This is a genomic window from Ralstonia sp. 22086 (genome assembly GCF_052045975.1).
GTDB classification, from domain to species: domain Bacteria; phylum Pseudomonadota; class Gammaproteobacteria; order Burkholderiales; family Burkholderiaceae; genus Ralstonia; species Ralstonia wenshanensis.
Map to the genome: position 1 here is coordinate 1,144,400 of NZ_JBQEPZ010000001.1, position 19,774 is coordinate 1,164,173.

Annotated in this window: 21 protein-coding genes and 1 riboswitch; of the genes, 12 read left to right on the forward strand and 9 right to left on the reverse strand. The window is 61.9% G+C overall.

The window, feature by feature from the left end; translation table 11 throughout:
- Positions 1 to 4: 4 nt before the first annotated feature.
- From queC to ydfG, 9 genes are all read right to left on the reverse strand, one after another.
- Positions 5 to 679 carry a 7-cyano-7-deazaguanine synthase QueC gene (gene queC / locus ACTJK6_RS05360; protein WP_260802872.1) on the reverse strand — a complete coding sequence of 225 codons (675 nt, stop codon included), beginning with the start codon at positions 677 to 679 and terminating at the stop codon, positions 5 to 7.
- A 162-nt stretch (positions 680 to 841) separates the two neighbouring features.
- Positions 842 to 1,627, reverse strand: a complete 786-nt coding sequence (gene ybgF, locus ACTJK6_RS05365) for a tol-pal system protein YbgF (protein WP_147216960.1) — start codon at positions 1,625 to 1,627, stop codon at positions 842 to 844.
- A 68-nt stretch (positions 1,628 to 1,695) separates the two neighbouring features.
- Positions 1,696 to 2,217, reverse strand: coding sequence for a peptidoglycan-associated lipoprotein Pal (pal, locus tag ACTJK6_RS05370; protein WP_440838479.1), 522 nt, complete (start codon positions 2,215 to 2,217; stop codon positions 1,696 to 1,698).
- Positions 2,218 to 2,246: 29 nt separating this feature from the next.
- Positions 2,247 to 3,551, reverse strand: a complete 1,305-nt coding sequence (gene tolB / locus ACTJK6_RS05375) for a Tol-Pal system beta propeller repeat protein TolB (protein ID WP_232042218.1) — start codon at positions 3,549 to 3,551, stop codon at positions 2,247 to 2,249.
- A 67-nt stretch (positions 3,552 to 3,618) separates the two neighbouring features.
- A complete protein-coding gene (tolA, locus tag ACTJK6_RS05380) occupies positions 3,619 to 4,647 on the reverse strand; it encodes a cell envelope integrity protein TolA (RefSeq protein WP_260802873.1) in 1,029 nt (342 codons plus the stop codon).
- Positions 4,648 to 4,699: 52 nt separating this feature from the next.
- Positions 4,700 to 5,134 (reverse strand): protein TolR, encoded by a 435-nt coding sequence (gene tolR, locus ACTJK6_RS05385; protein ID WP_092971767.1) that lies wholly within the window; start codon positions 5,132 to 5,134, stop codon positions 4,700 to 4,702.
- Positions 5,135 to 5,146: 12 nt separating this feature from the next.
- Positions 5,147 to 5,839 carry a protein TolQ gene (tolQ, locus tag ACTJK6_RS05390; protein WP_004629517.1) on the reverse strand — a complete coding sequence of 231 codons (693 nt, stop codon included), beginning with the start codon at positions 5,837 to 5,839 and terminating at the stop codon, positions 5,147 to 5,149.
- Complete coding sequence (ybgC, locus tag ACTJK6_RS05395) at positions 5,836 to 6,240, reverse strand: tol-pal system-associated acyl-CoA thioesterase (RefSeq protein ID WP_322016294.1); 405 nt, start codon at positions 6,238 to 6,240, stop codon at positions 5,836 to 5,838. The genes tolQ and ybgC overlap by 4 nt, the downstream gene beginning before the upstream one ends.
- A 69-nt stretch (positions 6,241 to 6,309) precedes the next feature.
- Positions 6,310 to 7,062: a bifunctional NADP-dependent 3-hydroxy acid dehydrogenase/3-hydroxypropionate dehydrogenase YdfG gene (gene ydfG, locus ACTJK6_RS05400; protein ID WP_260802874.1), complete on the reverse strand. Its 753-nt coding sequence runs from the start codon at positions 7,060 to 7,062 to the stop codon at positions 6,310 to 6,312.
- Between the two features lie 139 nt (positions 7,063 to 7,201).
- Positions 7,202 to 7,331, forward strand: a riboswitch (ZMP/ZTP riboswitch).
- A 134-nt stretch (positions 7,332 to 7,465) separates the two neighbouring features.
- Here ydfG and glyA point away from each other — a divergent pair.
- From glyA to ACTJK6_RS05460, 12 genes are all read left to right on the forward strand, one after another.
- A complete protein-coding gene (glyA, locus tag ACTJK6_RS05405) occupies positions 7,466 to 8,713 on the forward strand; it encodes a serine hydroxymethyltransferase (protein WP_440838480.1) in 1,248 nt (415 codons plus the stop codon).
- Between the two features lie 125 nt (positions 8,714 to 8,838).
- Positions 8,839 to 9,288: a transcriptional regulator NrdR gene (nrdR, locus tag ACTJK6_RS05410; RefSeq protein WP_027677963.1), complete on the forward strand. Its 450-nt coding sequence runs from the start codon at positions 8,839 to 8,841 to the stop codon at positions 9,286 to 9,288.
- A 170-nt stretch (positions 9,289 to 9,458) separates the two neighbouring features.
- A complete protein-coding gene (gene pilV, locus ACTJK6_RS05415) occupies positions 9,459 to 10,094 on the forward strand; it encodes a type IV pilus modification protein PilV (RefSeq protein ID WP_316868563.1) in 636 nt (211 codons plus the stop codon).
- Complete coding sequence (locus ACTJK6_RS05420) at positions 10,094 to 11,050, forward strand: PilW family protein (protein ID WP_440838481.1); 957 nt, start codon at positions 10,094 to 10,096, stop codon at positions 11,048 to 11,050. Before pilV ends, ACTJK6_RS05420 begins: the two co-directional genes overlap by 1 nt.
- A complete protein-coding gene (locus ACTJK6_RS05425; protein ID WP_316868560.1) occupies positions 11,044 to 11,688 on the forward strand; it encodes a pilus assembly PilX family protein in 645 nt (214 codons plus the stop codon). Before ACTJK6_RS05420 ends, ACTJK6_RS05425 begins: the two co-directional genes overlap by 7 nt.
- Before the next feature lie 63 nt (positions 11,689 to 11,751).
- The gene (locus ACTJK6_RS05430; protein WP_440838787.1) at positions 11,752 to 15,684 is read left to right on the forward strand and encodes a pilus assembly protein; all 3,933 of its coding nucleotides are present in this window, start codon (positions 11,752 to 11,754) and stop codon (positions 15,682 to 15,684) included.
- Between the two features lie 14 nt (positions 15,685 to 15,698).
- The gene (locus ACTJK6_RS05435) at positions 15,699 to 16,175 is read left to right on the forward strand and encodes a type IV pilin protein (RefSeq protein WP_433866584.1); all 477 of its coding nucleotides are present in this window, start codon (positions 15,699 to 15,701) and stop codon (positions 16,173 to 16,175) included.
- A 5-nt stretch (positions 16,176 to 16,180) separates the two neighbouring features.
- The gene (locus ACTJK6_RS05440; RefSeq protein ID WP_440838482.1) at positions 16,181 to 16,780 is read left to right on the forward strand and encodes a pilus assembly FimT family protein; all 600 of its coding nucleotides are present in this window, start codon (positions 16,181 to 16,183) and stop codon (positions 16,778 to 16,780) included.
- 304 nt (positions 16,781 to 17,084) lie between these two features.
- A complete protein-coding gene (locus ACTJK6_RS05445; protein WP_440838483.1) occupies positions 17,085 to 18,017 on the forward strand; it encodes a PilW family protein in 933 nt (310 codons plus the stop codon).
- 29 nt (positions 18,018 to 18,046) lie between these two features.
- Positions 18,047 to 18,802 carry a pilus assembly PilX family protein gene (locus tag ACTJK6_RS05450; protein WP_440838484.1) on the forward strand — a complete coding sequence of 252 codons (756 nt, stop codon included), beginning with the start codon at positions 18,047 to 18,049 and terminating at the stop codon, positions 18,800 to 18,802.
- Complete coding sequence (locus ACTJK6_RS05455; protein WP_260802880.1) at positions 18,799 to 19,203, forward strand: prepilin-type N-terminal cleavage/methylation domain-containing protein; 405 nt, start codon at positions 18,799 to 18,801, stop codon at positions 19,201 to 19,203. The genes ACTJK6_RS05450 and ACTJK6_RS05455 overlap by 4 nt, the downstream gene beginning before the upstream one ends.
- Entirely contained in the window at positions 19,191 to 19,772 is a 582-nt protein-coding gene (locus tag ACTJK6_RS05460; RefSeq protein WP_440838485.1) for a GspH/FimT family pseudopilin, read from the forward strand. The genes ACTJK6_RS05455 and ACTJK6_RS05460 overlap by 13 nt, the downstream gene beginning before the upstream one ends.
- Positions 19,773 to 19,774: the final 2 nt, after the last annotated feature.

The window sequence follows — 19,774 nt, forward strand, 5'->3', positions numbered from 1 at the left end:
TGCGTTAGACGTAGCGGGTGGGGTCGGGCACGCCGGCGGCTTCAAACCCGGCCTTGCGGATGCGGCACGAATCGCACACGCCGCACGCGCGGCCTTCGTCGTCGGCCTTGTAGCACGACACGGTCAGGCCGTAGTCCACGCCCAGCCGCACGCCGGCCTGGATGATCTCCGCCTTGGTCATGTTGATGATGGGTGCGTTCACGCGGATGCGCTCGCCTTCCACGCCAGCCTTCGTCGCGAGGTTGGCGAGCGTTTCGTAAGCGGCAACGTATTCGGGGCGGCAATCCGGATAGCCGGAGTAGTCCACGGCATTCGCGCCAAAGAAGAGGTCACGCGCGCCAACCGCCTCGGCCCAGCCAAGCGCCAGCGACAGCATGATCGTGTTGCGCGCCGGCACATACGTGATCGGGATGCCCGACTGCGCACCGTCGGTCGGCACATCGAGCGCATCGTCCGTCAACGCGGAGCCCCCGAACTTGCGCAGGTCCAGATCGACGATTTCATGGCGCACTGCGCCCAGCGTCGCCGCCACTTTCTTGGCCGCTTCCAACTCGGAGGAGTGGCGTTGGCCATAGCGCATCGACAGCGCGTAAGTCTCAAAGCCATCGGCATTGGCCATGGCGAGCACGGTGGCAGAGTCCAGCCCGCCGGAGAGCAGGACGATGGCGCGTTTTTTCATGGGCGAAGCCTTGCGAAGCAAATCGGGAAGGTCCGCATTTTAGCGTGCCGCCGCCCTGCCCGCGCCGGATGCGGCATATGCCCGCCATTCGGCGCCCCATGAAAAACGCCCGCCGGTGCAGCCACGGGCGGGCGTTTGTTCATATGCCTTGCAGCTTGCCGTTCAGCGCATCGTCTTCAGGCGGCTTTGCGCGGTCTTGGCCTGCTCGGTACCGGGATACTGCGAGACCACCGATTCCAGCGTCTTGCGTGCGGCCGCCTTCTGGCCCGACTCACCCTGGTTGGTCGCCACCTGCAGCAACGCATCGGGCGCCTTCGGATGCTGCGGGTTGCTGCGTGCCATGTTCTCCAGCACGTAGCTCGAGCCCTTGTAGTCGCGCTGCGCATAGAGCGCATTGCCCAGCCAGAACTGCGCCAGCGGCAGATACGGGCTTTGCGGATACTTCTTCACGAACGCCGAGAACTGGTTGCCCGCGCCCTTGAAGTCGCCACCCTGGAATGCCTTGAGCGCAGCGTCGTATTCCGGCTTCTCGTTCGGCTGGACCATGCCTTCGCGGCCGTCCACCGTCGCTTGCTGCGGCTCGAACTTCTTCAGGCGCGCATCGAGGTCGGCGTAGTAATCCTTCTGCTGCTTGGTCAGCGTATCGACGCTGTTCTGCAGGACTTCGTTCTGCCCCCGCAGGCGAGCCACTTCGGATTTGAGCGTTTCGATCTGGTTTTGCGCATCGATCAGGTTCTTACTGTTCTGATCGATGCGCTGGGCCGCCGTCGACTGGAAGTTGTTGAACTTGTCGCGCATGTCGATGATGGCGCGGCGCGCCTCATCGTCGTCAAACACCCCCGCTGCCGCCGGGCCGGCCATGGTGAGGGCGCCACCCGCGACGAGCGTCGCCATCAGGATGGCCCGACGCGTGGCCCCATAAGCGCGCTGTTTCATCATCGTATTCATGTGATTGCCAACGTAAGAACGCCGGCCGCAACCTCGCAGCCGGCGCGTTCCACTTCAAACCGTACCGATCAATAGACGATGTCGGCGCGGCGGTTCTGTGCCCACGAGTCTTCGTCGTGGCCGGTCGCTTGCGGCTTTTCCTTACCCAGGCTCACGGCTTCCATCTGGCTGTCAGGCACCCCCATCGACGACAGGGCGCGACGCACGGCCTCTGCACGCTTCTGGCCCAGTGCGAGGTTGTATTCGCTCGTGCCGCGCTCGTCGGTGTTGCCCTGGATCAGGATCTTGCGCTGGTTATGCGATTGCAGGTAACGCGAGTGCTGACCCAGCAGGCCCTGGTACTCCGACTTGACCGAGTAGCTGTCGAAATCGAAGTAGATGCTGCGCTTGGCCAGCGGGCTGTTCGGGTCGGTCAGCTCGTCACGGCCCACGTCCACCGGGGTCACCGTGCGGGCATCAGCGCCCGTGCCGGCGGCACCGCCCGTACCGTTCTTGGCGGTGTCATCGAGCTTCACGCCCGAGCTGCAAGCGCCCAGGGCCAGCAGCGCGGCAATGGCTGCGAGTTTGATCATGGTTTGGGACTTCGACATGTCCGATTTCTCCTAGTGGAACAGCTTCGTTATTGCATGAAAGGACCCCACGCCGGCTCACGAACTTCGCCGGCCTGGAGGGAAAGAACCTGACGCGTACGGCCATCGGTCGACACGGCGGCCAACACCGATTTGCCGCCAACGCGCGTGGAATACAGGATGAACTTGCCGTTGGCAGCAAAGCTCGGCGATTCATCGTGCGATGTATCCGTCAGCGCGTTCACATCGCCGTTGGACAAGTCCTGCGTGTACAGGCGGAACGCGCCGCCCACACGCGAGATGTACGCCAGCAGCTTGCCGTCCGGCGACACACGCGGGCTCGTGTTGTAGTTGCCCTTGAACGTCACGCGCTGCGCACCGCCCGCCTCTTCGCCGTCAACCGACATGCGATAGATCTGTGGGGCGCCGCCACGATCGCTCGTGAAGTAGATGTAACGGCCATCCGGCGAGAACGACGGCTCCGTATCGATGGCGCTGCTGCGGCTCAGGCGGCGCAGGCCCGAGCCATCGGCGTTGACCAGGTAGACCTGCGTGTTGCCATCGCGCGAGAGCGACACCGCCACGTGGCGGCCGTCCGGCGACCAGGCCGGTGCCGAGTTGTTGCCCTTCTGGTTCGAGATGACCGTGCGGCGGCCCGCCACCAGGTCATGCACGTACACCACCGGCTTCTTGCTTTCGAACGACACATACGCGACCTTGGTGCCGTCCGGCGACCACGACGGCGAGATGATCGGCTCATTGCTCGTCAATGCGATCTGCGGATTGGCGCCGTCCGAGTCGGAAATCTGCAGCTGGAAGCGGCGGCCGACCTTGGACACATACGACAGGCGCGTCGCAAAAATACCGCGCTCGCCAATCAGCTTCTGATAGATGTAATCGGCAATTTCGTGCGCGGCCAAGCGCAGTTGACCAGGGCCGCGCGTAAGCGACAGACCGCCCAGGCTTTCGCCCTTGGCCGTGTCGTACAGGCGGAAGCGGATTTCGTAGCGATCGCCGTTGCGGGTCACGGTGCCGCCCACGAAGGCTGCGGCGCCCTTGGCTTTCCATGCACCCAGGTCAGGTGCCGGGCTTTCCGGCACCACGGCGCCGGCCACATCGACGTTTGAGAAGCGGCCGCTGCGCACCAGGTCTGCCCGGACAATCGCCGAAAGGTTTTGCGGAGCCTGCGCCTCACCCTGGAAGTTGGCGATCGCGATCGGGTACTGGCTGGCGCCGACGCCCGAGATCTCCACGTTGAGCTGGGCATGGGCCACGCCGGCGCTTGCCGCAGTCAGCAGCAGCGCCTGCGCTGCGCGTCGGAACATCGGGATCCACATCGTTCGCATCATGTTCATCTTCCCTACTATCAAATCCGGAATCTGAGTACCGTTGGCCGACGCCGCGTAGGCGAGCACCGACCCGTTATTCCTTCGGCCGGAACGTCAGGATGACGCTCGACGGCGCTTTGCCATTGGTGTCGCGAGGCAACGGATCAGAGCGCTCGACCGCGCGCATGACAGCCTCGTCATAGGCGCCGTTGCCGCTCGATTTCGTCAGCCGCTTGGACAAGATCGAACCGTCCGGCGCCATCTGCACCGACACGACCGCCGATGGGTTGCCATTGACGGCCGAAGGATCGAACAGGATGTTCGGCTTGACCTTGGCTCGCACACGCTCGGCATACCCTGCCGATGCTGTACCACCCGTGCCCTGAGCATTGCCGACACCACCGCCAGAGCCCGCCACCGTGCCAGTCGCACCCGCACCCGCCATTGCGCGCAGCCGATCCAGCTGCGCCTGGCGTTGCGCATTGGCGCGCGATTCATTCGCCTTGCGCTCGGCATCGGCCTTGGCCTTGGCTTCTGCAGCGGCCTTCGCTTTCAACTCCTTCTGCTTCGCTTCGGCTTCCGCCTTGGCTTTGGCTTCGGCCTGGGCTTGCAGTTGCGCATTCTTGCGAGCCTGCGCCGCGTCCGCCGCGGCCTTTTCAGCTGCCTTTTCCTTGGCCTGCTGTTCGGCCAGGGCCTTGCGCTGGAGTTCCGCCTGGCGGGCCTGTTGCTCTTCCTTCAGACGGGCCTGACGCTGTGCTTCGGCGCGGTCTTCCGCGGCTCGGCGGGCAAGCTCGGCCTCACGGGCGGCGGCAGCCTCCTGCTCACGCTTGCGCTTCTGCTGCTCCAGCGCGATATCGGCTTCCTCTTCCACCTTGGCCGGCGGCGCCTTGATCACCGGTTCCGGCTTGACCTCAGGCACCGGCGCGGCCTGCTGCACGGCCTGCTGAACCGCAGCCTCGTCCCACAGCTCGGCCTCTTCGCCGCGCGGGGTGCTGCTCTGCCACTGCACGCCAAAGTACAGAAAGATGATCAGCAGAACGTGTGTCAGGACCGCCAGCCCGAACGCGCGCAGCGTGCCACGCTCGCGCACAGGCTCATAACGATGCAACGACGTCGTAGTCATGACGGTCAGGTTGCCCCGCCTTGGTTCGTCAACGCTCGGTTCATCAACGTGCTCATGACGATTTCACCATCAGGCCGACGCGCTTGACGCCATCGCCCTTGAGCACGCTCATTACGGTCAGCACGCGGTCGTATTGGACCGACTTGTCGGCGGCAATCACGACGGGCTGATCGGGATTTTCGTCAGTGCGCTGCTTCACAAATGCGCGCAGCTCGTTGTTGTTGGCGAGCTTCTGCTCGATTGCACCTGAACCTGTTTTGACGCGAGCAAGGATCGTGCCGTCACCCTTGATGGTCACGACGATGGGCGGCTGGGTCTGTTGCGGCGTGGCGTTGGCCACCGAGGGCAGATTGACCACCCCCGGGTTCACCACGGGCGCCGCCACCATGAAGATGACCAGCAGCACCAGCATCACGTCGATGTACGGAACGACGTTGATGTCGGCCTTGGCCCGTCGGGCGCGGCGCGTTCGCTGGATGGTAGCCATGAGCGCGGCTCCTTAGCGCGTCTGGCGCTGGAGGATGTTCGAGAACTCTTCCATGAAGCTCTCGAAGCGGTTGGCCAGGCGGTCCATCTCGGTGGCGTAGCGGTTGTAGGCAATCACCGCCGGAATGGCCGCAAACAGGCCGATGGCCGTGGCGACCAGCGCTTCGGCAATACCGGGCGCCACGGCCGACAACGTCGCCTGCTGCACGTTGGACAGGCCGCGGAAGGCGTTCATGATCCCCCACACGGTCCCGAACAGGCCGATGTACGGGCTGACCGAGCCGACGGACGCCAGGAACGGCAGGTGCGATTCGAGCGAATCCATCTCGCGCTGGTAGGCCGCACGCATGGCACGGCGGGAAGCATCCAGAATGGCACTCGGATCGCCGCCACCGCGCTGCAGCTCGCGCGCCTTGAGGTATTCGCGCATGCCGGCTTCAAAGATGCGCTCGAGCGCCCCCGTCGTGTGGCGGTTGTTGGCGGCGCTCTGATACAGCGCCTGCAGGTCGCCGCCGGCCCAGAAATCGCGCTCGAACGATTCTGTCTGGCTGCGCGCGGCGCGCAGGGCAAAGGCTTTGCGGAAGATGTACGTCCAGGAGAACAGCGACATCACCAGCAGCAGGCCCATGACGAATTGGACCAGGAGGCTGGCGTGCAGCACCAGCGAGACGATCGACAGATCTTGTGTGACCTCGACGGGATTCATGCGGCGGCTTTGATGGTTGCGAGTATGGGAGCGGGAATCGGGGTCGGCCGGAAAGTGAGCCGGTCGACACATCCAACACGAATCGTGCCTGATGCGAGCAAAACGTCGCCGCGCCAGCCTTCCTGGGCGAATTGGACCGACGCGGGGCCGACCCGTTCCATACGCGAACGGATCTGCAGCAGGTCGTCCAGGCGCGCCGGCGCGCGGTAATCCACAGCGGTGCTGCGCACCACAAAAATGGCCCCGGTCGTATCGGCCAGCGCCTGCTGGTCGACCCCAAGCGCGCGCAGCCACTCGGTGCGGGCACGCTCAAAAAATTTCAAATAGTTGGCGTAAAACACCACGCCACCCGCGTCGGTATCTTCCCAATACACGCGCAGGTTCCAGTCAAAAGAAGCCATCGGGTAATTTTACCAAGACGCAAGTGACGGCCAGCCATCCACCGACCGGCCGAGGGCTTGCGCTGGGATTCAGGCCATGCCTCGCGTCACGCTGGTGGCCGAGAATGACTGGCAAACGGGCATCAGCTCCATCGCGTTGACATTGAAGTGCGCGGGAAGCGCCGCCATCCAGTAGACGGCCTCGGCGATGTCGTCAGCGGTCAGGGCTTCCGTGCCTTCGTAGACCTTCTCCACGCGGGCATCGTCCCCCTTGAAACGCACGTTGGAAAACTCGGTGCCGGAGCAAAGACCTGGCTCGACGTTCGAGACGCGTACGCGCGTACCGGTCAGGTCCGCGCGCAAGTTCAACGAGAACTGGCGCACGAACGCCTTGGTCGCGCCATACACGTTGCCGCCCGGATACGGGTACGTCCCGGCGATGGAGCCGATATTGATAATGTGACCGCGGTTGCGCTCAACCATGGCAGGAAGCAACGCACGCGTCATATGGACCAGCCCGGAGCAGTTGGTACCGATCATGCGGTCCCAATCGGACAGATCAGCGCGCTGGGCGGGTTCGAGGCCGAGCGCCAGACCGGCGTTGTTGACCAGCACGTCGACTTCACGCCAGCCTTCGGGCAGCGTGCCCGGCAACGCGGCAACGGCATCGGCGTCCAGCACGTCCAGCACGAATGGCAGCACGGCGTCGCCCAATTCAGCCTTGAGCGCGTCGAGACGGTCCTGGCGGCGGCCTGCCGCGATCACACGATGGCCTTCTCGCACGAAACGCCGCGCGATGGCCGCGCCGAACCCGGCGGTTGCGCCGGTCACGAATACGATCATGGAAGTGTCTCCGGACCTTAAGAAAGCGAAAAATCAGAGTTTACCTGAAGCCTTGAACCGCATTGCACTGCAATGTGCTTGTCTGCACGCTCGCTTCTTGCGGCGACCATGGGGCTGTCGTACACTCGCGGGCAACCATTCCACCTTGCGCGACTGGCGAATCCTGAAGCTGCTTTGAGCGGCTTCGACATGTGGGCAGCGACCACGAGGAAGCGCAAGGTTTCTGGCGTCATGCACAACGGCGCCTGCCGCTCGCCTGGGCAGCGAATGGGAAGCACAGGGTGACTTGGACACCCGCTGCAGTCGGCCAACACCGAGCGCAGTCGTTCAAGCCGCGCGCATGTTTCCCCACGCCTCGCCCGATCTCCGCCTTTTCCGTTTCGTTTCAGACCAGACACTCGCCATGTTCGAACGCAGCCGCTATACGATCGACCAGATCGATCCCGAAATCTTTGCCGCCATCCAGAAGGAAAATCAGCGTCAGGAAGACCACATCGAGCTGATTGCCTCCGAGAACTACACTTCGCCGGCCGTGATGGCCGCGCAGGGCTCGCAACTGACCAACAAGTACGCCGAGGGCTACCCCGGCAAGCGTTACTACGGCGGTTGCGATTATGTAGACGTGGTGGAACAGCTCGCCATCGACCGCGTGAAGCAGCTCTTTGGCGCGGAAGCCGCCAACGTGCAGCCGAACTCGGGCTCGCAGGCCAACCAGGGCGTGTTCTTCGCCGTGCTCAAGCCGGGCGACACGATCATGGGTATGAGCCTGGCCGAAGGCGGCCACCTGACGCACGGCATGGCGCTCAACATGAGCGGCAAGTGGTTCAACGTTGTGAGCTACGGCCTGAACGCGCAGGAAGACATCGACTACGACGCGCTCGAAGCCCTGGCGCAAGAGAAGAAGCCGAAGCTGATCATTGCCGGCGCATCGGCATTTGCGCTGCGCATCGATTTCGAGCGCATCGGCAAAATCGCCAAGTCGATCGGCGCGTACTTCATGGTCGACATGGCGCACTACGCTGGCTTGATCGCCGCAGGTGTGTACCCGAACCCGGTGCCGCACGCTGACTTTGTGACGACAACTACGCACAAGAGCCTGCGCGGCCCGCGCGGCGGCGTGATCCTGATGAAGGCTGAGCACGAGAAGGCCATCAACTCGGCGATCTTCCCGGGTATCCAGGGCGGCCCGCTGATGCATGTGATCGCCGGCAAGGCAGTGGCCTTCAAGGAAGCCTTGTCGCCAGAGTTCAAGGCTTACCAGCAACAAGTCGTGAAGAACGCGGCAGCCATGGCCGAAACGCTGATGGCCCGTGGCCTGCGCATCGTGTCGGGCCGCACGGAAAGCCACGTGATGCTGGTCGACCTGCGCGCCAAGAAGATCACCGGCAAGGAAGCCGAGAAGGTGCTGGGTGACGCACACATCACCGTCAACAAGAATGCGATTCCGAATGACCCGGAAAAGCCGTTCGTGACGTCGGGCGTGCGCCTGGGTTCACCGGCCATGACAACGCGCGGCTTCAAGGAAGCCGAGGCCGTGACGGTCGCCCACCTGATTGCCGATGTGCTGGACAACCCGCACGACGAAGCGAACATCGCCGCCGTGCGCGCCAAGGTGGCCGGGCTGACCAAGCGGTTCCCGGTCTACGCGTAAGGCATCCGCTGATGGCCGGATCTCCCGGCCACGTAGTACTCTGCCGCGATGCGCCTGCCCAGGCCATCGCGGCGTTGTTCTTTTAGCGCAGTGCGTTCTTTGAGGTTGCCGAGGAGACCACCGGCATGAAATGCCCCTTTTGCGGCCACGCGGCCACCCAGGTGATTGATACCCGCATGTCGGAAGAAGGTGACACCGTGCGCCGCCGCCGCCGCTGCGAATCCTGCGACCGCCGCTTTACGACCTACGAACGCATCGAGCTGTTCTTTCCCGCCGTCGTCAAAAAGAACGGCAGCCGCGTCGATTACGACCGCAATAAGGTCAAGGACTCCATGCGCCTTGCGCTGCGCAAGCGCCCCGTTTCCGCCGAGGCCATCGACGAGGCCATCGCCCGCATCGAAGAAAAACTGCTCAGCCACGGCGAGAAGGAAATCGGCAGCGACCGCGTGGGCGAGCTTGTGATGCGCGAACTCAAGCGGCTGGACAAGATCGGGTACATCCGGTTTGCATCGGTGTACCGGAGTTTTGAGGATGTGTCGGAATTTCGCGACATGCTCGACGAATTCCGCCAATAAGCCCTGTTTTCCACCGCTGCCCGAACTAGCGCTCCGACCAAAATTTCGGTTTAATCCGCTGTCAAAGCAAAGAAGTAGCACTTTGTCACAATCTTGGCGTAGCATGCCCGGATAAGTGACGAAAGAAGCATTAAAAAAATAGTTGGTCGGAACAATTCGCGGGAGTCACCATGCGCCACGCTTTGCCGGGGAAAGCGCTTGGCTTCACTATGCTCGAAGCATTGATCGCCGTGCTGATTTTGGCCGTCGGCGTGCTCAGTGTCGCCAATCTTTTAATCAAGTCGTATCGGTTCACGCAGCAGGGAGCGTATGACACGCTGGCCCTGCAATTGGCGTCGAATATGGCGGATCGCATGCGGGCCAATTCCAGCACCCTGGGCACCGCCAGCTCGCCGTACTTCGTCGATACTCAAAGCGCCAGCGGAACGTCCGCCATCAATTTTTATGCACAGAGTTGCGCCACCGGCGCGACCAACTGTGGATGCACGTCGGGTAGCGCCGTATGCGCCGCCGCCGCCGCACAATTCGATGTCATCGAGTGGGCAAGCGCCGTTCAGGGCGCTCTACCGGGCGGCCGCGCAGTCGTTTGCCGTGACACCGTGACCTACTCTACTACCGGCGGTTTCAGCGGATGGACCTGCGATAAGGCGGCCACGTCGCCGGTAGTGATCAAGATGGGTTGGGTTTCGCGCTTCACCAACAAGGACTTGTCAGCGAGTGCGGCGGCGGCCAACGCCGCAGATGCGGCCAGCTCGGTGGCGCCAAATCCGCAGATGGTTGTCGTTGTAGATACGGGAGGCCAGTGATGCGTCGCCCTCCCTTTCGCTCGGCAGCTCGTGCACGCGGTTTCTCGCTGATCGAGTTGATGGTCGCCTTGGTGATCTCGTTGCTGGTGCTAGTTGCGACCGTGTCGTTCTATCTGATGACGCGCTCGACCTACACGACCATCGACGACAGCTCGAACCTAGAAGAGCGCGGACAGTTTGCCCTCGGCGTCATCACGCGAGCCCTTCGGCAAACGGCGTTTTCGCCGCCGAATACGTCGGGCGGTGGAATGATCCAGCTTGCTCAAAGCGACCCGCCCATGATCAGCGGGGTGGACGGCTGCGATAACCCAGCCGATGTGGAATCGCTTTCGCAAACGGTGCCGGCATCGTGCAAGAACACCATGGTGGACAAGAACAACGATGCTCTGGAGATCCGCTTTTTTGGCTCCGGCACCGCTGCGAATCCGACCGTGCCGGATAACTCGATGGTCGACTGCTCCGGCCAAGGCGTCGCCTCGCCCACCAGCATCGACCTTGCAGCGAGCCAACGTGGCCTGTCGATATTCTTCGTTCAGACGGACAGCACCGGTTCGTACCTCGCCTGCAAGTTCCGACAGCGCGACAGCACAGGCGCCGCTACGACCACGTTCGCCACCCAGCAGCTGGTGCCGGGCGTGGAGTCGCTGCAGTTCTTGTATGGCGTATCGGTAGACGGCGACGCGGTGCCGGACGTGTTCAAACGCGCCACCGACATGTCGACGACCGACTGGCAGAACGTCTACGCAGTCAAAGTGGCACTGGTAGTACGTGCCGACAACGCCAGTGCAGACGTTGGCAGCGGCGCACAGAAGTTCACCTTGTTCGGCAAGCAATACACCTATGTCGACGGTACCTACCAAGCCACGGCAAACACGCAGATGGCGCGCCGACTCTTTACCGCCACGGTGCAAACGCGCAACTACATGACCTGCTTCTCGGGAGATCCGTCATGCTGATGATCTCCACTCGCGCTCGAGGGCGTACGATGGGCTTCGCGTTGATCACTGCACTGGTGATGTTGCTCGTCATCACCCTCTTGGCAATCGGCGGCGCGCGGCTGGCGATCGACTCCAAGCGGATGAGCCGAAACCAGCGCGACACCGACATCGCTTTCCAGGCGGCCGAGGCGGCCTTGCGCGACGCTGAATACGATATCCAAAACGCATCGGCCGGCAACGGTACTGCCACCAACACGCGGTCGGCAATCTTCGATCCAACCAAAACCACTGGCTTTCCTGGCAGCGGTTGCAACACCGGCGGCCCTGGCACAACGACGCCCTATCAGGGGCTGTGCCAACCTGCTCCGGATGGCGCCACCGCAGTCTGGAACACGGTGAGTTGGAGCACATCCGGCACGCCACAGACGGTGGGTTTCGGCGACTTCACTGGCCGGACCTTTCCCACGGGGACGGGCCTGCTGCCCGCACAAAAGCCGCGCTACATCATCGAGATCCTGCCAGACAGAACGATCGGCGGGAATGTGCAGGGACCGGCCACTTTCCTCTACCGCATCACGGCAGTCGGTTGGGGGCCCAATCTCGGGGCACAGGTCATGCTGCAGTCGGTCTATCGCAAGACGGATACACCGGGCTGACCAGCACTGGGCGACACGACAAACATGGCAAAAAAACAAAGCCTTTTCGGGGGGCTGAACACCATGAAAATCATCCGCGGCTTGCTGGCCGTCTTTGCAATGGGCTGGGTTTCGGTCATGGGCGCGGCCAACAGCGTGCCAACCGTGGCGATCTCCACTGTCCCGCTATATGGGCGCAGCCAGAACGTGCACCCCAACCTGATGCTCTCACTGTCGGTGGAATTTCCGACGACGGGCGCAGCGTATCGTGGCGCCTACGATAAGACCCAGACGTTCCTTGGTTACTTCAATCCGACCAAGTGCTACACCTACGACTCTACCAACGGTTACTTCACGATTTCGGGTGCGACGAACTCATCCTTCGAATGCTCGGGCACCTTCTCAGGCAATTTCATGAATTGGGCGGCTTCATCCGCTATCGATGAATTCCGCATGGCGATGACCGGCGGCGACCGTGTCATCGATACAAAAACCCAGACCGTGCTACAGCGTGCGGTACTGCGCGATGATTTCTTCAAGAGCAATTCATATTTCCCACTCAAGAGCATCGATGGCTCTGGCAATGCAAGTGCGCCCAGCAAGGTCACGCCGTTCACCTCTTCGAAGCTTTACATCGCGTCGTGCGGTAACCATATCTTCTTCTCCAGTCAAGACGACTCTAAAGCCTCATGCGGCAACCCCGGCAAATACGCTAGCCAGTCGTACCGGGTACAGGTACAGGTGTGCGACACAAATGAAGGCTCGACTCGCACCGATCTCTGCCTGAACTACAACGGCAACTACAAGCCGGTCGGTCAGATGCAGCTCAACGCCGACCGCATGCGCTTTGCGGCATTCGGTTATCTGAACGACAGCACAAATGACACAAAGCTAACGCAAAACGAGCGATACGGTGGCGTCCTACGGGCTCCCATGAAGTACGTGGGCTCAACGGCCGTCGACACTAACCTGAATGCGATCACCAACTCTGCACCGGAATTCGATGCCTCAACCGGGGTATTCGCTACAAACCCCCTGAAGGCAGCCGAAGGCACGAGCGGCGTTATCAACTACCTGAATAAATTTGGCCGCACCAGCGTGAAGTTGTCAGGCCGAAACATGGGCGATCTCGGAGGCCCGACCGACAACCCTACTGGCAACTACAAGACCTACGACCCCGTGAGCGAAATGTTTTACGAGAGCATTCGCTATCTGCAATTCAAGCAAAAACCGACGCCAGAAGCGATCGCTGGCCTGCCAGACTCCACGTATTCGGACAATTTCCCGGTGTACACCACCTGGGATACCGACCCGATGCTGAGCGGCTGCCAGCGCAACTACGACTTCCTGATCGGCGACATCAATACCCACGAAGATCATTACATCCCTGGCAACCAAGTATCCAACCAAGGGGATCCGACTCGGGCCGTCAGTACCTACGACAACTTCGACGTACGAGACTGGACTAACAGGGTCGGGGCGCTCGAAACAAACACGCCCGCGGCTGGCAACGGCAGACCACTAGACACCTCCTTCACCAACCTGGGCGACATCAACCACGCGACTTCCCACTGGGCCTCGTATTACCTAGCGGGTGTCGCCTACTGGGCGCACACATACGGTTTTCGTCCCGATATGCCGACGGCGCGTGTCACCACGTTCGTCATTGACGTCAACGAAAATGGCAACGGTACCGTCGGCGACACACAGCGCCAGAGCCAATTCTTCTTAGCCGCGAAGTACGGCGGCTTCCAGGATGCCAACAACGACGGCAATCCGTTCAAGACATTTGGCGCGGACGGCATCACAGTCGTCAACAACAACACCGAATGGGAAGCGGCTCCGACTGGCTCGAACATTCCTTACAACTGGTTCCTGGGTGGCCAACCCGCCACGATGATCGCCGCAATCAAGAATATCTTCGCGCAGATTGTCTCGTACGCTGGCACGCTGTCGGGTGTTGCGCTGTCGAGCGCGCGCATCACCGGTGACTCGGGGAACAACACTTACGTATACGCCCCTGGCTTCGACCAGAAGTGGAACGGCCGCCTTGCGGCGTATCAGCTCACGCTGAATGGCTCCAATGTACAAGTCAGTTCGCAGGCGACATGGGAGGCGGGTGCCTTACTCACGACTGCGTACGGCGGCACATCGGGGACCAAATACACCGGCCGCTCCGTGTTCACCACGAACTCGGACACAGGAAAGGGTGTGGCTTTCGCGTGGGCGAATATCTCGCAAAGCCAGCAAGCATTGCTCAATACCAATCCTGACAACGGTGCAGCGGACAGCAGCGGCCAAGATCGCCTGAATTATCTGCGAGGCGATCAGAGTAAGGAAAACACCACGAGCAATTCCAGCGGCATCTTCCGCGCTCGCAATAGCCTGCTCGGCGACATCATCGGCTCTGCGCCAACCTATGTGGGCGACCCTTCGGGCGCCATCACGGACACGGGCTACGCAACCTTCACTGGCACCTACAACGGTCGTACGCCGATGATCTACGTGGGTGCCAACGACGGCATGGTGCATGGCTTCAATGCCAGCACGGGTAGCGAAGTCTTCGCGTATGTACCGAATGCAGTCTTCACGAGCCTGAATCAACTGACATTCCCCGGCTACGCACACCGCCTGTTCGTAGATGCCACACCGGTCGCTGCCGAAGCGCAAGTCAACGGGAACTGGCGGACAGTTTTGACTGGCGGCTTCGGTGGCGGAGCTCAAGGCGTATACGCCCTCGACGTGACTGATCCCACTGGGTCCAAAGGTGGCTCGTTTACGAGTTCCAACGTGCTGTGGGAGTTCACCGACAAAGACGACGCCGACATGGGCAACGTGATGGGCACCCCGCTCGTCGTCAAGCTGCAAACTGGCACAGATACATCGAAGAATCCAAATGTGCCGATCTACAAGTGGTTCGTGATGGTCGGCAACGGCCTGAACTCTAACGCGGTCGATAGCAGCTACAACGCGAACGCGCCGGCGGCACTGTTCCTGCTGTCGTTGGACAAGCCGGCTGGCACTCCCTGGCAGCGCAACACCAACTACTTCAAGATCGTCACCCCGATCCCCGGTGGCACGCCGCCGTACACGACCGCCAATGGGCTGTCGACGCCTGCCATCGTGCCCGCCGTCAATGGCCGCGCCATGGCAGCCTACGCAGGCGACCTGCAAGGCAACCTGTGGAAGTTTGTACTCTCCGGCGACAGCACCACCTGGAATGAGACCTCCACCGCCCTGCCCAACTACGGCGGCGGAACGATCAAGAAGCCGCTGTTTGCTGCAACCGACAACTACAGCACGCCGGGCCGGAAGCAACCGATCACCATGGCACCGCAGATTGTCTATGCGCCAGGCGGCTACATGATCCTGTTCGGCACGGGCAAGTACTACGAAACGTCCGATACCGGAACGCCGACGCAGTACAACAGCTTCTACGGCATCTACGATGACGGCGGCAGCACCAACTACATCACGGACCGCAGCAAGCTCAACAAATTGACAGCGACGGCATCTTCGGATGGCAAGTCATACACCATTGCGTATGCAACGGGGGCCGCAGGTGTGGGCTACACCAGCCCCCGCAAGCCTGGCTGGGTGCTCGACTTCCCTGACAACACGGAAAAGCAAGTCACAGCGGCCGTGGCTTCCGACGGGGTCGTCTACTTCAACTCGCTCACCGGCGGCGATGCGTGCGGCAACAACGGCAGCAGCCGCAGCTATGCGTTGAATGTGCTGAGCGGTATGCCACTGGGTGGCACGACCACAGGCTATCAGTCGTCTACCGGCCTGCTCGGTGCACCGTCGCTGATCGTCATCTCCATCGCCAATGCTTCGCGCGACTCGGTGGGCGGCACGGTCGAAACCAAGACCAAGATCGTGCTCTCATCGGGTACTCAGGGTCTGACGGTGGGCAATTCAAATGGCTCAGGAGGGTCGGGCGGCTCGGTCACGCAGATTACGCAGCGACGCGGCCGTGCCGGCTGGCGCGAAGTCCGCAACTTCACGCTGAACTGATGGAAGGCGCCAACATGCAACTCCAACGCTCCGTCCTTTCTCGCCAGCGTGGCTTCACGCTGGTCGAACTGATGATCGTGGTCGCGATTGTCGGCATCCTGGCCATCATTGGATACCCTAGCTATAACCAGTTCGTTCAGAAGGGGCGACGAGCCGAGGCGAAGGCGGCGCTCCTGTCCACCATGCAACTGTTCGAGCGCCATTTCGCGCAGGTCAACAGCTATGCGCCGGCGGCGGGTGGTGGGACTGCGTGGACTGGGTTCAATGCGTACTCCGGTGATTCGCCCAGCAGCAGCAACTACACGATTGGTGCAGCCCTATGCGCCGACAAGCCGGTCGGTGGACAAGCAGATCAGTGCGTTGAGCTAACTGCCACGCCCGTCGCTGGCAAAGCCGATACAACCTGCGGTTCGCTTATCTACCGCAGTACAGGCGAGAAGTTCAACATGGTGACAAGCGGGGCCTATGCGTCCACGCAGGGCTGCTGGTGACCGGGATGCGCACGCCTTCCAAACCTTTACCGGTTATCCGGCCCGGAGGCTTCACGCTACTGGAGCTCATGGCCACCATCACGGTGGCTGCTGTCATACTCATGCTCGCTGGCCCCAGCCTGAATGACTTCATGCGTAAGCAGCGGGTCATTACCGCCGTCGATTCGATCACTTCAGCGATCGGTCAAGCGCGCTCTATCGCCATCGCCACAAACAGTTACGTCACTATCGCTCCGGTAGATGGCACAAACTGGAACAGCGGCGTGCGCGTCTTCTCAGAGGGGCAAAGCCCAAACGGCACATATAGCGCCACCGCAGACAAATTGCTTGGCCAGTACGACGCAATGCCCGCAACCATGACGGTGGCGTTCAAGAGCACCGCTAACATCGCGAGTTCGACCTCCAGCCAGACCTCGTTGACTTACTCACCAGTCGGCTACACCGTGACCACCCCTGGCAAAGTCGCACAGGTCAACGCAACGTTTATAGTGAAGTTTGTCGACGGCAAACCACCTTCACGCGGCGTCATCATCAACGCACTGGGTCGCGCCCGAACCTGTGATCCCGCGGTTGATAGCACCTGCGTTGCCACGGCGACTCAGTAGTGAGCGCCACCAAACGTGACAGTCAAACCCCCGCATATCTCCTAAGGTAGGTCGGTTCTTGTGGCGCTCAAAGCCCCTTTGCCGACCATGCCTAAGTACAGCCGTCACGTCATCCGCCCTGCTCCGCGCCAACACGGCGCCATCCTGCTCGAATCCCTCGTCGCACTAGCAGTACTGTCCTTGTGTGCAGCGGGCACCCTAACCGCACTTGAGCGGATGGAGACAACCAGCCGAAGCCTGCGTCAGCTATCGGCCGACGTCCGAACGCAAAACACCCGCGTCGAATCCGCGAACGTGCGCTGACATGTGCCGCCTCTCTCATGCTCAGCGGGGCGCGACGTTGGTGGAGTTGCTGATTGGCATGCTGGTCGGGTTGATCGTGCTCGGCATCACGCTGCAAATGACACTCCTTGCACGTGCAAGCTATCAGCGCATTGCGGACGAAGCCCTGATCGAAAGTCGCGGCACGCAAGCGCTGGAATTGCTGACAACGGCACTGCAGCAAGCGGGATGGGTCACCGATTCGCCAGCAGCATCGCCAGAACGCCGATGGCCAGACGCGAACGCAACTCCGTCGATTCAAGGTTCGGACAGTTGCACCCCTCGCGAAGCGGAAGCCCTCGACTGCAACAGCGGTGACGTGCACGGAAGCGACGCCGTGCTGGTGCGCTTTGCTGGTCGCAGCATGCGGACCAACCCGCAGCGAGCTGACGATAGCATCATCGACTGCTCCGGCTACGGGGTCGCTGAGCGCGTCCAAAACGGCAGCGACGCGCAGCGTGCGGGATCCATGCTGCTCTACCTCACCCGTGCATCGGATCAAGAACCACAGCTCATGTGCCGCTCGCGAAGGCATCAAGCCGGACAGACAGTGGCGGGCCGCTGGACATCTAATGGCATGGTCCGCGGCGTCGAAACAATGCAGCTTCTGTATGTGGTCCGCACCGCTGGCGGCACCTCGACCACCACGATGTCTGCGCGCTCGCTGACCACCGAGCAATGGCGCCAGGTTCAAGCGGTGCACATCGCGCTGGTCGTTCGCGGCGACTACAACGCGCCCGGGTCAGCCAACCAGACCATGCCCACACTTGCGCTATTTCCCAAGGTCCAGCAAGTCGAAGGCATCAACGCACAGGACCTGCGATTCACGCCCACCCAACCCCAACGCCGCCGCGCGGTCTTCACCGCGACGGTACGCTTACGCAATCCGCTCGCCTGTGACGTGGACGTATGTTGAGCGATAGCGCTAGGGTGCGTGGTTTTTCGATGATCATCGTGATGCCTGCGGTGGCTTTGCTCGGCCTGCTGACCATGGCGACTTTCCATCTGGTGGTCGACCAGCGGCACCACACGTCTCTCACCGCCGATCGCGCTTTGGCCAAGTACGCCGCTGAAGTAGCGCTGAATGCGGCCGAGTGCGAACTGTCCGTCGCCACCGAGACGCCCACGAATCTCGAATGTGTTGCTGCCTTGCCGCAGGAACGTATCACCGCTCTCGATCCGGTTTCGCGACGCGGCTTCTCGCCCGGGGCATGCGGCAGCGGCGCCGCGCGCGGGCTATGCCAGCCGCAACCCGGCGAATCGCTCTGGTCGTTGGCGCAACTGCTGGAAACCCCCACCTTTGCGATAGAGATCGATGCACACCTGCCGGGCAGCGAGCGCATTGCTGGCCGCGCTGCCCGGTACGTCATTGAGCCGATTCCGGACCGTTGGCACGGCCAGGCTACGCAATCCGATGGCACCTCATCGTCTTGGTTATATCGGATCACGGCCGCAGGCTTTGGCGCCGACCCTGCCGTCAGCGTCGTGCTGCAGACGGTCTTCCGCCCACGAATGCCGCGCAGCACATCCACGCTTCAGTCCACCACCGAATCTGCACCGCCTGTCATTCACTCCAATGGCACGGTGACCCAACTCGTCTACACCATCAGCAACCGGGAGGACGCGATCGACACCCACGCGCAAACCTTCTTGTTAGGCCGCCTGAGCTGGCGTGAACTGATCGAGGAAGGCCTGCGATGAAGCATCGCCTTGCTGCATTCACGCTTATCGAACTCACGATTGCATTGGCTATCGCAGCGCTGTTGGCGGGCGCCGCCATACAAACTTGGTCAGAACACCATGAGCGCGCGCGGCGGGCTGCGGCGCATGCGGCGCTAATGTCAACCATGGTGGAATTGGAACGCGAATACGCGCAAACAGGCAATGGCTCCATACCTGCAGGCGTGCCGCAACACGTCCCCGGCTATAACCTGCTCGCTAGCCCGTGCAACGGCCGCGCTTCGGCGCATTGCATTGAAGTCAGCGCCCGACCAGTGCACCCGGATACCAACTGCGGCGCGCTTATCCTGCGCAACACCGGCGAACGATTCACGCAGATCGGCAACGACCGGCTGCCGGCATCGTCTGCATGCTGGCCATGAAGGTGTCTCGCCTGCGGACCGGGTTCACACTGGTTGAGCTCGTTGTCGTCCTGAGTGTCATGGCGATCCTCGCGGTGTTCGCGGCGCCCGCCGGCTTGAATTGGTGGCAACGCGAGACCGTCGTCGTTCTGGCCGACCGATTTGTCAGCGCGATCGCGCTGGCGCAGGCCATGTCGCGCAGTCAGCGTGCATGGATTCACCTCGGCCCACTCGACGCACAGCAGCGCTGGTCATCGGGATGGGCGTTGTATATGACGCCCTCGCCGCAAACCCAGGCGACGCCGCTGGAACCGGACACCGAGGCTATCTTGGTGCATGTTTCGCCTCCAGTGATGCCGCAGGTCCAATTTACGTTCACACCGTCGCAGCGGGATGTCGACACCCTGTCTTATGCACCTGTGGGATACTCGCGACAGCGCAACGGCAGCCAGCTCTACGGCACGCTGACGATCCGGTCTGGAGCCCATGTGCGGAGCGTCCGCATCAACTCCGCAGGCCGCGCCCGCATCTGCGATCCGGCCAAGGACGCTAAAACGTGCGGCACCGGCGCCTCAGCTAACGACGATTAACC

Bases quoted from the DNA above. Each gene is read 5' to 3' on its own strand.
- queC (WP_260802872.1), bottom strand. From the start codon at position 679: ATGAAAAAACGCGCCATCGTCCTGCTCTCCGGCGGGCTGGACTCTGCC.
- ybgF (WP_147216960.1), bottom strand. From the start codon at position 1,627: ATGAATACGATGATGAAACAGCGCGCTTATGGGGCCACGCGTCGGGCC.
- pal (WP_440838479.1), bottom strand. From the start codon at position 2,217: ATGTCGAAGTCCCAAACCATGATCAAACTCGCAGCCATTGCCGCGCTG.
- tolB (WP_232042218.1), bottom strand. From the start codon at position 3,551: ATGAACATGATGCGAACGATGTGGATCCCGATGTTCCGACGCGCAGCG.
- tolA (WP_260802873.1), bottom strand. From the start codon at position 4,647: ATGACTACGACGTCGTTGCATCGTTATGAGCCTGTGCGCGAGCGTGGC.
- tolR (WP_092971767.1), bottom strand. From the start codon at position 5,134: ATGGCTACCATCCAGCGAACGCGCCGCGCCCGACGGGCCAAGGCCGAC.
- tolQ (WP_004629517.1), bottom strand. From the start codon at position 5,839: ATGAATCCCGTCGAGGTCACACAAGATCTGTCGATCGTCTCGCTGGTG.
- ybgC (WP_322016294.1), bottom strand. From the start codon at position 6,240: ATGGCTTCTTTTGACTGGAACCTGCGCGTGTATTGGGAAGATACCGAC.
- ydfG (WP_260802874.1), bottom strand. From the start codon at position 7,062: ATGATCGTATTCGTGACCGGCGCAACCGCCGGGTTCGGCGCGGCCATC.
- glyA (WP_440838480.1), top strand. From the start codon at position 7,466: ATGTTCGAACGCAGCCGCTATACGATCGACCAGATCGATCCCGAAATC.
- nrdR (WP_027677963.1), top strand. From the start codon at position 8,839: ATGAAATGCCCCTTTTGCGGCCACGCGGCCACCCAGGTGATTGATACC.
- pilV (WP_316868563.1), top strand. From the start codon at position 9,459: ATGCGCCACGCTTTGCCGGGGAAAGCGCTTGGCTTCACTATGCTCGAA.
- ACTJK6_RS05420 (WP_440838481.1), top strand. From the start codon at position 10,094: ATGCGTCGCCCTCCCTTTCGCTCGGCAGCTCGTGCACGCGGTTTCTCG.
- ACTJK6_RS05425 (WP_316868560.1), top strand. From the start codon at position 11,044: ATGCTGATGATCTCCACTCGCGCTCGAGGGCGTACGATGGGCTTCGCG.
- ACTJK6_RS05430 (WP_440838787.1), top strand. From the start codon at position 11,752: ATGAAAATCATCCGCGGCTTGCTGGCCGTCTTTGCAATGGGCTGGGTT.
- ACTJK6_RS05435 (WP_433866584.1), top strand. From the start codon at position 15,699: ATGCAACTCCAACGCTCCGTCCTTTCTCGCCAGCGTGGCTTCACGCTG.
- ACTJK6_RS05440 (WP_440838482.1), top strand. From the start codon at position 16,181: ATGCGCACGCCTTCCAAACCTTTACCGGTTATCCGGCCCGGAGGCTTC.
- ACTJK6_RS05445 (WP_440838483.1), top strand. From the start codon at position 17,085: ATGTGCCGCCTCTCTCATGCTCAGCGGGGCGCGACGTTGGTGGAGTTG.
- ACTJK6_RS05450 (WP_440838484.1), top strand. From the start codon at position 18,047: ATGATCATCGTGATGCCTGCGGTGGCTTTGCTCGGCCTGCTGACCATG.
- ACTJK6_RS05455 (WP_260802880.1), top strand. From the start codon at position 18,799: ATGAAGCATCGCCTTGCTGCATTCACGCTTATCGAACTCACGATTGCA.
- ACTJK6_RS05460 (WP_440838485.1), top strand. From the start codon at position 19,191: ATGCTGGCCATGAAGGTGTCTCGCCTGCGGACCGGGTTCACACTGGTT.